This window comes from Elusimicrobiota bacterium (assembly GCA_016722575.1).
Classification (GTDB): Bacteria; Elusimicrobiota; Elusimicrobia; order FEN-1173; family FEN-1173; genus JADKIY01.
Window position 1 is genome coordinate 1,091,356 of the sequence record JADKIY010000002.1, and the last position, 12,778, is coordinate 1,104,133.

Consider the following 12,778-nt stretch of genomic DNA (forward strand, 5'->3'; position numbering starts at 1 on the left):
TTGCGAGGTACGAGCTTACGCTCTAGTCTCTGCACCTTCCCGATCTTTGGGATCGGGCTTGGCTCAGGATTGCCTTATCCGATGAATCGGATTTAGGGTTCCCTGAATTCACCTGGTTTTCACCAACCTGTTTCCAGGCTGGGCTGCCTTTGCCGTTGACAGTCGAATGCTCCACCATTGAGCTACCGGGGAAAAAACCTTTGATGCTATTCCCATTGCCCTTGGCCGGAGGCCAAGGACTGCGGGCGGTCCCACAGGGACCGAAACCCCCACCGAGCTACCGGGGAAAAATCCTATTGCTATTACACTTGCGCACAGCGCCAGTGCCGTGGGCGGCCGCATTGCGGCCGAATTCCCCACAGCCATTGCCCTGGGTCAGAGACCCAGGACTGCGGGCGGCCCCGGAGGGGCCGAATTCCCCGCTGCCCTTGGTCGGAGACCAAGGACGGTGGGCGGCCCCGGGGGGGCCGAATTCCCCGCTGCCCTTGGTCGGAGACCAAGGACGGTGGGCGGCCCCGGGGGGGCCGAATTCCCCGCTGCCCTTGGTCGGAGACCAAGGACGGTGGGCGGTCCCGGAGGGGCCGAATTCCCCGCTGCCCTTGGTCGGAGACCAAGGACGGTGGGCGGTCCCACAGGGACCGAGACCCCCACCGAGCTACCGGGGAATAAATCTTTTTTTATTTCCCACGAACTGGATGCGTGGGTGAAATTTTAATGAGCTTTTTGAGACGGGTCATATTACCATTCTGTCCGGGGGGCCGCAAGAAACGGGCGGGGGTTTTCCGTCGGGTGGGGGCCTTGAGGGGGGCTCCCGAAAAACATAGGATGGTGCGTCATGTCCCCCTTCCACCGCACCGTCTCCCGTCCCGTGGCCGTCGCCCTTTTCGCCTTCGCGGGCCTGTTGGTGGTCATTTCCCTGGTGCTCCGTCATTTCCTGGTGGACCTGCCCTCCATTCAAAGCCTGGAAAACTACACCCCCTCCCTGGTGACGAAGCTCTACGACGTCCGGGGCGAGCTGATCACGGAACTTTTCGTCGAGAAACGGAGCGTCCTGCCCCTCACCCAGATCCCCGTGGACTTCCAGCACGCGGTGCTGGCCATCGAGGACAACAACTTTTACAGCCACTGGGGGGTGGACGCCAAAGGGGTCATTCGGGCGTTTTTGGCCAACCTGCGCTCGGGGCGGCTGGTCCAGGGGGCCTCGACCGTCACCCAGCAGTTGGCCAAAAACATCTTTTTGACCCGGGAACGCACCATGACCCGGAAAGTCAAAGAGCTCCTGCTCACCCTCCAAATGGAGGCCAGCCTCAGCAAAGACGAGATCCTCCAGCTCTACATCAACCAGATCTATTTCGGAAACGGGGCCTACGGGCTGGAGTCGGCCGCTAAAACCTTTTTCGGCAAATCGGCGGACCAGCTGAACCTGCCGGAATGCGCGCTCCTGGCCGGGCTGCCCAAGGGGCCGGACAAATATTCCCCCTACCGCCACCGGGACCGGGCCATCCGCCGGCGGAACCTCGTCCTGCGGCGCATGCGGGAAGAGGGCTACATCACCGAGCAGGAAGAACTGCGGGCGGGCGGGGCGGGACACCTTTTCACCAAGAAGGCGCCGGACAAAATCAACGCCCAGTACTTCGTGGAAATGGTTCGTATTCAGCTGGAGCCCACCTACGGGTCGGAAGCGCTTTACAAGGGCGGCTACTCCATTTACACCACGCTGGACGCCCGCATGCAACGGGCCGCCGAGGAAGCCACCCAGAAAAACCTCACCTCCTTCGACGACCGTTACGCCGAACAGCGGCTGACCCAGCTGGTCAAAGACAAAAAACTGGCCCCGGAATTTTTGGAGAAGTGGAAAAAGTGGAAGGCCGACCCGGAAAAGAACGAGGAGCCCGAGGAACACGTGGAGCCCGTGCCCGTCCAGGGCGCGCTCGTTTCCGTGGACCCCCACACGGGCGGCATTCGGGCGCTGGTGGGCGGGCGGGACTTTCAGGAAAGCCAGTTCAACCGGGCCACCCAGGCCAAACGCCAGCCGGGCTCGACCTTTAAACCCTTCGTGTGGCTGGCGGCCCTGGAGTCCGGACTCACGGCCGCGACGGTGGTGGACGACCTGCCCATCGCCTACACCGACGTGGAGCGACACCCGCGCCTGGTGGCCGAAGCCACGGACTACGCCACGCTCATGCAGATGGTCACGGGCTACTACACGCCGGACCTGCCCCCCGACGCGCCCAACCCCATCTGGGCGCCGCGCAACTGGGACGATAAATTTTTGGGGCCCGTCACCCTTCGGCGCGGTTTGGCCCTTTCCCGAAACCTCGTGTCCGTGCGGTTGATCGACCGCGTGGGCCCCAAGGCCGTGGTGGACCTGGCCCACCGGGCCGGCATTCAAAGCCCTCTGGACGCGGTGCTCTCCCTGGGGTTGGGCTCGTCGGTGGTCACCGTCCTTGAAATGACGAGCGCCATGGGCACCCTGGCCAACGGCGGCGTGCACATGCAACCCTTCGCGGTGCTGAAAGTCGTGGACCGTTACGGAAAAGTCCTGGAGGAACACGTGCCCCAGGGCGACCCGGGCCTCTCGCCCCAGAGCGCCTTTTTGACCACGCGGCTCATGCAGGCCGTGGTGCAGGAAGGCACCGGCGTTTACGCGCGCAACGTGGGGCGGCCCGTGGCCGGCAAAACCGGAACCACCCAGGACATGCGCGACTTTTGGTTCCTGGGCTTCGGCCCCGACCTGGTGACCGGCGTGTGGCTGGGCTACGACGACTTTGTGCCCCTGGGGAAGAAACTGACCAGCGCGGGCACCACGGTCCCCTGGTGGACGGACTACATGGCCCAGGCGGTGAAGTTTTTGCCGACCCGGGACTTCCCCGTTCCGCCCGGCGTGTCCTTCGCCAAAATCGACCGGGACACGGGCTACCTGGCCCTGCCCACCTGCCCCCACGTGGTTCTGGAAGCCTTCCGCGACGGCGCGGCTCCCAAGGAGTTCTGCCCCGTGGACCACGAGGCCCAGGAAGATTTGAAGGACGAAAACATCACCGAGTGACCGCCTCCCCGACCCCGGCGGAATTTTCCCTCCTCACCGACATCGCCCTCGGCATCGTTTTCGCCGCCGCGGCCTCCCACGTGGCGCGGATTCTCCGCCAACCGCTCATTTTGGGCTACGTGCTGGGGGGCGTGCTTTTGGGTTCCCACCTGGGCTTCGGCCTCGTCACCGACGAGCGGAGCATCGAACTGATCTCCGAAATCGGGCTCATCTTCCTGTTGTTCATCATCGGCTTGGAAATCAATCTGCGGGAGTTGGCCAAAATGGGCAAGGCCGCCCTGGCCGTGGGCGGGCTTCAAATGGCGGGGGGCGTCGCCCTGGGCGGGCTGTTCTTCGGCTCCCTGCGTTCGGTCTTCGGCGTGGGGTCCTTCGAGGTGTTGTATCTGGCCGTGGCCACGGCCCTCAGCTCCACCCTGATCGTCGTGAAGGTCCTCCACGACAAATTCGAACTGCACACCACCTCGGGGCGGCTCACGGTGGGCGTGCTCGTGCTCCAGGACCTGGCGGCCATTTTGTTCCTGGCCCTCCAACCCAACCTGTCCCACCCGGAACTGGTTCACATCGCCTCGTCGTTAAGCCTGGGCCTGGCCCTGGTGGGCGTGTCCTTCCTGGTGAGCCGCTTCCTCTTAAGTCCGCTCTTCGCCTCCGCCGCGCGGCTGCCGGAATTGGTGCTTCTGACTTCCATCGCCTGGTGCTTCGGCCTGGGCGCGGCGGCGGAACACCTGGGGCTCTCCAAGGAAATGGGCGCTCTGATCGCGGGCTTAAGCATCGCGGCCTTTCCCTACGGGGCCGACGTGATCTCCAAACTTTCCGGCGTGCGGGACTTCTTCGTGACGCTCTTCTTCGTTTCCCTGGGCCTTAAAGTCGCGCCCCCGACCGCCCACACCCTGGGGCTCTCGGGTCTCATGATCCTTTTTGTTTTCGCCAGCCGCCTCGCGACCGTGGCGCCCACGGCGGCGGTGATGAAGCAGGGGTGGCGGAACGGGCTGATCGTCGGATTAAACCTCTCCCAGATCAGCGAGTTCTCCCTGGTCATCCTGGCCCTGGGCACGGGCTACGGCCACGTCTCGGCGGACCTGTCGGCCCTGGTGCTGACGGCGCTCCTGCTGGCGTCGGTGGTCTCGACTTACGCCATTCAGTTCAACGACAAATTGGTGCGCGCCCTTCTGGCCGTCCTGGGTTTCGTGGGAATACGGGAGCGGTCCACGAACCACCCCGCGGAAGCGCAACTGCTGAAGGAACACCGGGACATCGTGCTCCTGGGTTGTTACCGCATCGGCCAGGGATTTTTGAGCGCGGTCGAGAAATCGGCCCCGAGCCTTAAAAAAAGAATCTTGGTGGTGGATTACGACGCCACCCAAAAAGACCGCCTCCGAGCCCGGGGCTTCCATTGGCTCTACGGCGACCTGGCGAACCCGGAGACCCTCCGCCACATCGGCATCGAACAGGCGAGCATCGTGATTTGCTCCATCTCCGACACCTTCCTCAAGGGCATCACCAACCGGCGCTTGCTCTCGCACTTGAAGGACCTCAGCCCCAAGGCCAAGATCGTCATGACGGCGGACGAGAACGAGGAGGCGGACCGGATGCTGAAGGAAGGGGCGGGGGACGTGATGGTCTCCGGACGGCTGTCCGGAGCGTACTTGTTCGATTTGGTGACGGGGAAGAACCGCTAGAGATCAGAGGAGAACCCTTGGATTCCGGCTGGAAGCATGCCGGAATGACGGGCAAGAGGATTTAAAGCAACCCGTTAGGCTAAGTTCGCACCGGGGTGAGGGCCGGGCGGCCCTCTAGAACAGCCAGCACGTTCTTGGCCGCCAGGACCGACATCTCGGCCCGGGTTTCAAAGGTGGCGCTCCCGGCGTGTGGGGCCAACAAAACGTTCGGCAATTCCGCCAACCCCGCGGCCAATTGCGGTTCCCTCTCAAAAACGTCCAACCCCGCGGCGAAAATCTTTTTTTGTTTCAGCGCCCGCACCAGGGCCTCCTCGTCCACCACGGGCCCCCGGGCCGTGTTGACCAGGACCGCCGTGGGTTTCATGGACGACAATTCCTTTTCGCCGATCAAATGCCGCGTTTCCGCCGTGAGCGGCACGTGCAGGGAAACAAAATCGCTTTCGGCCAAAAGCCGGGGCAAATCCACCCGCACGGCCCGGGCCTCCCGCTCGATCTCCGGGTGGGCCGACCGGGCGTGGTAAAGCACCGGCATGCCGAACCCCGCGCCGATCCGCGCCACCGCCGCGCCGATGCGCCCCGCCCCCACGATCCCCAGGGTTTTCCCGGAAACGCCCACGCCCAAATGAAGGAGCGGCGCCCACCCGCGAAAGCCGCCTTCCCGGGTCAACCGGTCGCCCTCGACCACCCGTCGGGCGGCGCCCAAAAGGAGCGCCCAGGCCAGCTCGGCGGTCGCCCGAGTCAAAACGTCCGGGGTGTTGGTGACGACGACGCCCCGGGCCGCCGCGGCGGCGCGATCGATGTTGTCCACGCCGACCGCGTAGTTGGCCACGACTTTCAAATTTTTCCCGGCGTCCAACAGCGCGGCGTCCACCCGGTCCACCAACTGGACGATCAGCCCGTCGCATCGGGCCGCGAGCGCCCGAAGCTCCTCGGGCGAGAGAGGCCGGTCTTCCTCGTTTAAAATCACCGTCGCGCCGGAAGCGCGAAGCAGGTCCAGCCCTTCCGGCGGAAGCCGCCGCGTGACGCCGATGGTTTTAGCCACGCCGGACCCTTCCCATGAAATAATTCGCGGCGGCCGATTCCAAAAGAACGCCGGCCCGGGCCATGGCGCGCCGCGTGGAAAGTCCCGGCGCCAAGGGCACCACCGCCGCTCCCAAACGGTCGCCACGCCGGCGGGCGCCCGGCGTCACGCTCCCGGCGAAAATCGCCAATATTTTCTTTTCCCGTCGGCACAAAGTCACAAGCCCCCCCACCGTTTTGCCGCCGAAGGACGTTTCGTCCAGTCGCCCTTCGCCCGTGAGCACCACGTCGGCCCACCGCACGTTGCGTTCTAAATCCACGACGTCGAAAACAAAAGGCGCCCCGGGCAAAACCCGGGCCCCCGCCCAGGGAACGAGACCGGCCGCCACGCCGCCGGCGGCGCCGCTTCCGGGCCCCGCGCCCTTCCCCGTCCATCGCTCCAAGAGAGCCAGGCCCTTTTCCAACCGATGCACCTGGGCCGGGGTCGCGCCCTTTTGGGGACCGAAGACCCGGGCCGCGCCCCCGGCCCCGAGCAGGGGATTGCGAACGTCGGTCAGCAGGAAGAGGCGGATTTTCTTCAAACGCGGGTCCAGCCCTTCGACGTCCAACGAGGCCAGGCGGGAAAAATCGCCGCCCAGGAATGGCCGGGAGAGAGGCGCCAACCCATTGCCCGCCCGCACAAAAATCGTCGCCCCCAGGGCTTGAAGAATTCCCAGCCCGCCGTCCACGGTGGCGCTTCCCCCGAGAGCCAGGTAAACGGTTCGAGCCCCGGCGTCCAAAGCGGCGCGAAGAAGTTCTCCCGTGCCGAAGGCCGTGGTTTTTTCGGGGTTTCTTGAGGAAGGCGGAACGAGGGCCAGGCCCGAGGCCCGGGCCATTTCAATCACGGCCAATCGACGGCGGGGCGCGTAGGCCCAGAGGGCTTGAAGGGGACGCCCCAGCGGGCCCGTGACCCTGGCGCGCCTCGGCCGGGCGCCGAAGACCCGGGAGAGAACTTCCAGGGTGTCGTCGCCGCCGTCGGCCAGGGGGCAAAGGCGAATTTGAGGAAAGGGGCGAATGGATTTTCGAGCGCCCCGGGCCAGGGCGCGGGCGGCGTCCCCGGCGGTCAGGCTTCCTTTAAAGGCGTTGGGCGCGACCAGCACCCGAAGCCGGCTATTTATAAACCTTCTCCCAAAGGGCCGAAGCGGTGCGGCGGAGAGGCAGGGCGGCGATGTCGCCTTCCCGGGGCGGCCGGGACAGTCCGGAGAGGTCCACCACCGAATGGCTCATGCCCACGCGGCCGACCACGGGGCACCGCACGCCCTCGACCGTCACCCAATAGGGGTTTCCCCGGGCGGGGGCCAACTCCATGGTAAAGCCGTGGGCGTAGCCCACGGGCAGGGTGCCCAGGGCCATGGGTTTTTCGGCGATGAATTGACTTCCGTAGCCGACGGTGTCGCCGGGACTGGCCCGGGTCACGCGGACCACCCGGGTTTGGGGGAACCAGGGGTTTTTAAGCGGCAAGTCTTTTTTCGTCGGGTTCATGCCGTAAAGGAGGTTGCCGACCCGCACGCCGCCCAATCGGAATTCCGGAAAATCCAAAAGGACCGCGCTGTCCGCCGCGTGCAGGCGGGCCTTGGGGAAGGGCCCCAGGAGCGGCTTGACCGCCGCGGCGAAGGCCCGCAGGCGGCGGTCCACTTCGCCGGCGTTTTTGTCCGCCATGTAACCCGGGTGGGCGAAAACGCCGTCCAGCCGGAGGCCCGGCAGGGCTTCGATCTTTTTCAGGAAATCCGCCAGGCCCTCCAGGGGGATTCCCCAGCGGCGAAGACCCAAATCCACTTTCACCTGAACGGACACCGGCCGGGCGCGGCCCCGACGGGCCAGGGCCTTGAGCAGGGGCTCGTTGTCCACCATGACCGACAAATTTTCCTTGGCGGCCAGGGCCGCCTCCGCCGGGTCCACCGGGCCCATGACCAGGATGGGCGAGCGAACGCCGGCCCGGCGCAGGGGCAGGGCTTCTTCCAAATAGGTCACCGCCAGGTCCCGGGCCCCCGCGTCCATACAGGCCTTGGCCACCCGCGCCGCGCCGTGGCCGTAGGCGTCGCCTTTGACCACGGCCGTCACCGGCGCCGACGGCCCCACAAGCCGCCGAACCGTCCGGAGGTTGGCGGCGATGGCGCCGAGGTCGATCTCCACCCAGCGGAGGGGCTTCAATCGGACTCCCCGGCCGTGCGGCTCGTCCGTCGGAACAACAACAGGTGGCGGATTTTTTTAAAGAGGGGCCAGCCGTAGATCCACAACCAATAGAGCCAGGGGACGTAGACCCGGTCGAACTCCCCGATAAATTCCGTGAAGACGCCGCCGAAGCCTTTTTTAAACCGGAAGAGGCCGAAGAGCGGATCGTCGGGCAAGGGGTTGCTCGGCACGCCGCGAAAATCGTAGACGAGGCAGCCGTGGGCCTTGGCCCAGCGGACCATGGTCCATTGAACCAGGTGGTTGGGCATGTACTGGCGGCCGGTGTTGGCGCTGGCGCCGTAGGCGTAGAGGCAGAGGGGGCCGCTCTTCAAGGCCAGGGACCCGGCGATGGCCTGGCCCTCGCGCTCGGCCAAAAAGAACTGGGCGTCGCCCCGGGGCTCGAACTGTTCCTGAATGTCCAACAGGTAGCGAAGAGGGCGGATCAAAAATTTGTCCCGCACGGCGGTTTCTTGCAGGAGGCGGAAAAAGGTCTCCACGTCCTTCCGGTCCGACACGGGGCGGACGGTGACGCCCTTTTTTTCCGCCAGTCGGATGTTGTAGCGGGCCTTCTGGTCCATCCCGGCCAGGAGAGCCTCCTCCGTCGGCCGCAGGTCCAGGCGGAAAACGCACCGGGGCTGAACGCCGGACAAACTGCCGACGGACGGGGCCGGCCGAAACCCGTTTCGCCGAAGGGCCTCCGTGAGAAGTTCCGCCGGGCCGGGCACGTCCGGGTCGATTTTAAGGGAACACCGCCCGGCGTTCCCGGGCCAGGGCCTGGGCGCGCTCAAAGAGCGCGTCCAAATCCGCGGCGGTCCATCCCGCCTCCAGGATCGGCCCCCGGGGCGCGTAGAAAAACCGGTAGCCGATTTTGGGGAAATCTTTTTCGAGGATTCGCAGGGCGGCCCGCACGGCGCCGTCCCGGCTCACTTCCAGGAGGTGGGACCGCCAACCCATGCGGCGCTTGACCTCGGCCCACCCTTCCGTCTGAAAGGGGTGGCCTTTGGCCGACCCGGGGCCAAAGAGCAACGGGGGGGGCGGGGTGTTTATATTCGGGGCGTCGGCGGGTTCGTTCACAGGCGAGGATTTTGCCATATTCAACCGCGCCCGTCCCGCCGGGCGGCGACGGCCTGGTAGAGATCCAGGTACGCGTCCACCATGCGACGGAAGGAATAATGCTCGACGATCCGCGCCCGGGCCTCCCGGCCCTTTTGGCGGCGCGCCTCCGGCGACAGTCCGGCCCAACGCTCCAAAGCCCGGGACAGGGCGTCGGCGTCGCCCGCCGGGGCCACGGCGCCGTCGTCGTTCACAACCGCGCGGCAATCCCCCACGTCGGTGGCCGCGGCGGGCACGCCGCAGGCCATGGCCTCGGCCAACGCGTAGGGCGAGCTCTCCCCCACCGACGACAAACAGAACAGGTCCAGGGATTGGTAGAAGGGCACGGTCCGGTCCAGGGCGCCCAGGCGCTCAAAGCATTCGGGGCGTCCCGTTTCGGCGATCCAGCGGGTGAGATCGGGATTGTCGACGGTGACGCCGGGCCCCGCCAGGCGGGCGCGGACATCGACCCCCCGTTGCAAAAGGCGGCCCACGGCCCGCACGAAGGTGGCGTGGTCTTTTTGGGGGTCCCACCGGGCCAGGTGGCCGATGACGACGGGCCCGCCGGGCCGGGCTTCTTCCGACGGGCGGTAGAGATCGGTGTCCACCCCGTTGGGGATGACGCTCATTTTCCCCGGGGCGTAGCCCGCCGCGGCGTGGGCCGAGCGGGCGGCTTCGGAATTGCAGACGATGGCGTCCGGCCGCCCGGCGGAAAGCGCCGCGCCGAGCTTCATGGCGGCCCGGGTGGGCCAGCGGTTGACGGCCGCGCTCAAGTTCGCCTGCATGAGGTTCCACAGGAGCCCCGTCCGGGGCCGGAAGAGGGTCAGGGCCCCGGCGGCCAGGTTGCCGTTGTAAAGCCAGCCCACGACGGTGGCGGGGGCCGGGCCCCGAAAATCCGAGGGTCCCAAGGGCGCGGCCGGCACGCCGGATTTTTCAAAGGCGGGAAAAAGCGCGCCGCCGCGTTTGAGCGACGCCACCCGGCTGTCCCAGCCCCGGGCCCGTTCGGCCTGGGCCAGCCGCCAAACCACAAATTCCGTGCCGCCGTAGCCCAGCCCGGGAACCACGTGGAGCACCGACCGGGAAGCGGTCACGATGTCCGCCCCGCCCGGGCGGCGGCCAGCACGTCGACCCGGGGCCGCCAACCGGTCCGTCGGCGAATTTTGGCGGGGTTGCCCACGGCGAAAGACGCGGCCGACTTGCCGGACCCCGCGCCCGTCGCTTTCCATATCACGTTCACCCCCGCGCCCCGGGCCATCGCGTCGAACAAATCCCCCATTCGAAGGCCGCGCCCCGAACAGACGTTGTAAATCTCCCCGGGACGTCCGCGGGCCAACAACGCGCCCAGGGCTTCAAACGCGTCCCCCGGGGTCAGGTAATCCCGGACGGCGTCCGGCGGCCCCGTCTTGACCGAAAACGCCCGAGGGGGTTTTTTGCGCCGCAGGAGGCCCCACACCCGGGAGACCGCGAAGGTGGGCGGCGCGTCGGGGGCGAACAAATTAAAAAGGCGCGCCACGATCACGGGCACGCCGAGGGCGTGGTAGGACAATCCCAATTGGGTTTGAAGGTGTTTGGAAAGGCCGTATTCCGTTTGCGGGCGGCAGGGGGTTTTTTCCGAAAAACGACGCCCGGAACGCCCCGCGCCGTATTCCGCCGCCGATCCCAAAAGAAGAACGCGCGGGCGCGGGAAGGGGAGTCGGCGGATCGCTTCGAGCAGGAAAAACGTCGGGGCGACGTGGGCCGCCATCAGGCGGCGGCGGGACGCCGGCCGGGCGAGACCGGCGCAGTGAAGGACGTGGGTGGGGCGCCGGCGGACCAAAGCGGCGCGAACGTCCTCCACGGATTTAAACCGTCGGGTTTCGCCCCCGCCGGGTTGGTCGCCGAAAACGGCCGCGCCGGGAAACCGGCGGCGAAGGCTCTTTAGAAGTCGGGAACCGAGATACCCCCGGCTGCCCGTCACCCAAATTCGCACGACCGTTTAAACGGAGGTCATCGACGGGCCCGCGTCCTTCGTGAAAAGTTCCTGGGCCTGGCGGTAATCGTCGGGGCGGCCGATGTCCAACCACTGGCACCGGCCGGGGAAGGCGACCACCCGTTCGCCCGCCCGCAAGAGCGCCAGCACCAGATCCGGAAAATCCAAAAGAACACCGGGTTTAATCCATTTTAAAACGCGCGGTTCGTAGACGTAGATGCCCATGCTGACTTCCAAGGTGGACACGGGTTTTTCCCGGTAACCGGTCACCCGGCGGTCGGCGTCGATGTCCAGGACGCCCAGGTCGATTTTGACTTCCCGCGTGTGGGCCGCGATGGTGAGGGCCGCGCCGCGCTCCCGGTGAAAGGCCACCAGGGCGCCGACGTCCAGGTCGGTCAGGAGATCGCCGTTCAACACCAAAAAGGTGTCCTTCAAGTCGGGCACCAGCGACAGGGCCCCGGCGGTCCCGAGCGGCGCGTCCTCGTGCACAAGACGGAGGGTTATTCTTTTTTTCCAATCGGGCTTTTGGTCAAAATAAGCCTTCACGAGCTCGCCCAAATGTCCCAGCGCCAAGGTCATGTCCGTCACCCCGTGGGCGAGGAGCCGCTCCATGAGCACTTCCAAAACCGGCTTGTCCCCCAGGGGCATCAGGGGTTTGGGGAAATTGATGGTGAAGGGCTGCAGTCGCGTGCCCCGGCCCCCGGCCAGGATCACGGCCCGCAGTCCGGCGGCGGGTTTCGCGGCGGTCATCGGGCGTAGTCCCCGGGGCGACAGGCGCCGGGATGCCGGCGAATGTAGTCGGCGGTGCGGCGAAGACCTTCGTCCAGGCCCACCCGGGGCGTCCAGTCCAAGAGTCGACGGGCCTTGCCCGCGTCGCAGAGCAACAAGTCCACTTCGCTGGCGGCGGGCCGGGCCCGGGCGCGGTCGATTTTAAGGCGCGGCCGTCGGCGGAGAAGCGTCATGCTTTTCTCCGCCAATTCCCCACGCTCGCGGCCTTCCCCTGGCCGAAATGAATCACTTCCCCGTCCAAGCCCGGGCGTTCCAGGGCCGCGGCGAAGATTAGACCGCCGTCTGTTAGAAGGTCAGGTCGGCGAGGCGCGGTGTTCCCCAGGGCGGGGTTTGGCCCCCAATTTGGGAAAGGATCGTCGGCAACACGGCCCGGGCCGATTGGCGCGGCCCGTAGGTGTTGAAGGGGCGGAGGACCACGACGGGCAGGCCGTGGCTTCGGTGGTAGGCCAGGGCCATTTGGTCGGCGGCGATTTTGCTGGCCGCGTAAGGGGACTGGGCGTTTAACCGGTGGGTTTCGTCCATGGGCGTCCGTTGGGCCGTGCCGTAGACTTCGCTGGTGGAGGTCACCACCAATCGGCGGACCTTGTGGCGACGGCAGGCTTCCAACACATTCAGCGTTCCCTGGACGTTGGTGGCCACGTAGGAATCCGCCGCTTGATAGGAATAGGGAATGGCGATCAGGGCCGCCAGATGGGCCACCGCCGAACAGCCCTTCACGACCTCGGCCATCTGGTGGGGCGTCCCGCACGTCCCCGGCCACGACGTCCAACCGGGCCCGCCGTCGGCCGTCGATCTCGTCCAAAAAGCCTTGGCGCCCCGCGCCGTTGTAGTGGACCAGCGCCCGCACCCGGGCGCAGTCAGAGGCCTCCACCACGTGGCTGCCGATAAAGCCGCCCGCGCCGGTCACCCGAACGGGGGCTCGGTTTAACGATCCAGACATGGGGTTCCCACCTCCGAACGGACGCCCGCGGGGCA

General features: G+C 66.3%; 11 protein-coding genes and 1 pseudogene. 2 read left to right on the forward strand and 10 right to left on the reverse strand.

The window, feature by feature from the left end:
• The first annotated feature begins 835 nt into the window (after positions 1 to 835).
• Entirely contained in the window at positions 836 to 3,046 is a 2,211-nt protein-coding gene (locus IPP68_08650; protein MBL0350431.1) for a PBP1A family penicillin-binding protein, read from the forward strand.
• Positions 3,043 to 4,722, forward strand: coding sequence for a cation:proton antiporter (locus tag IPP68_08655; GenBank protein ID MBL0350432.1), 1,680 nt, complete (start codon positions 3,043 to 3,045; stop codon positions 4,720 to 4,722). The genes IPP68_08650 and IPP68_08655 overlap by 4 nt, the downstream gene beginning before the upstream one ends.
• A 79-nt stretch (positions 4,723 to 4,801) precedes the next feature.
• On the opposite strand, the gene IPP68_08660 is transcribed toward IPP68_08655, so the two are convergent.
• From IPP68_08660 to IPP68_08705, 10 genes and pseudogenes are all read right to left on the reverse strand, one after another.
• A complete protein-coding gene (locus IPP68_08660; protein MBL0350433.1) occupies positions 4,802 to 5,764 on the reverse strand; it encodes a D-glycerate dehydrogenase in 963 nt (320 codons plus the stop codon).
• Positions 5,757 to 6,881, reverse strand: coding sequence for a glycerate kinase (locus IPP68_08665; protein ID MBL0350434.1), 1,125 nt, complete (start codon positions 6,879 to 6,881; stop codon positions 5,757 to 5,759). The genes IPP68_08660 and IPP68_08665 overlap by 8 nt, the downstream gene beginning before the upstream one ends.
• A gap of 10 nt (positions 6,882 to 6,891) precedes the next feature.
• Positions 6,892 to 7,932: an alanine racemase gene (alr, locus tag IPP68_08670; GenBank protein MBL0350435.1), complete on the reverse strand. Its 1,041-nt coding sequence runs from the start codon at positions 7,930 to 7,932 to the stop codon at positions 6,892 to 6,894.
• Positions 7,929 to 8,741, reverse strand: coding sequence for a peptidoglycan bridge formation glycyltransferase FemA/FemB family protein (locus IPP68_08675; protein MBL0350436.1), 813 nt, complete (start codon positions 8,739 to 8,741; stop codon positions 7,929 to 7,931). The genes alr and IPP68_08675 overlap by 4 nt, the downstream gene beginning before the upstream one ends.
• The gene (locus tag IPP68_08680; GenBank protein ID MBL0350437.1) at positions 8,692 to 9,027 is read right to left on the reverse strand and encodes a peptidoglycan bridge formation glycyltransferase FemA/FemB family protein; all 336 of its coding nucleotides are present in this window, start codon (positions 9,025 to 9,027) and stop codon (positions 8,692 to 8,694) included. The genes IPP68_08675 and IPP68_08680 overlap by 50 nt, the downstream gene beginning before the upstream one ends.
• Positions 9,028 to 9,047: 20 nt before the next feature.
• Positions 9,048 to 10,136, reverse strand: coding sequence for a glycosyltransferase (locus IPP68_08685; protein ID MBL0350438.1), 1,089 nt, complete (start codon positions 10,134 to 10,136; stop codon positions 9,048 to 9,050).
• Positions 10,133 to 11,014 carry an NAD(P)-dependent oxidoreductase gene (locus IPP68_08690; GenBank protein ID MBL0350439.1) on the reverse strand — a complete coding sequence of 294 codons (882 nt, stop codon included), beginning with the start codon at positions 11,012 to 11,014 and terminating at the stop codon, positions 10,133 to 10,135. Before IPP68_08690 ends, IPP68_08685 begins: the two co-directional genes overlap by 4 nt.
• 6 nt (positions 11,015 to 11,020) lie before the next feature.
• Positions 11,021 to 11,737: an NTP transferase domain-containing protein gene (locus IPP68_08695; GenBank protein MBL0350440.1), complete on the reverse strand. Its 717-nt coding sequence runs from the start codon at positions 11,735 to 11,737 to the stop codon at positions 11,021 to 11,023.
• Positions 11,738 to 11,760: 23 nt separating this feature from the next.
• Complete coding sequence (locus IPP68_08700) at positions 11,761 to 11,976, reverse strand: GDP-mannose 4,6-dehydratase (protein MBL0350441.1); 216 nt, start codon at positions 11,974 to 11,976, stop codon at positions 11,761 to 11,763.
• A gap of 112 nt (positions 11,977 to 12,088) precedes the next feature.
• Positions 12,089 to 12,743, reverse strand: a pseudogene (locus IPP68_08705) (GDP-mannose 4,6-dehydratase).
• Positions 12,744 to 12,778: the final 35 nt, after the last annotated feature.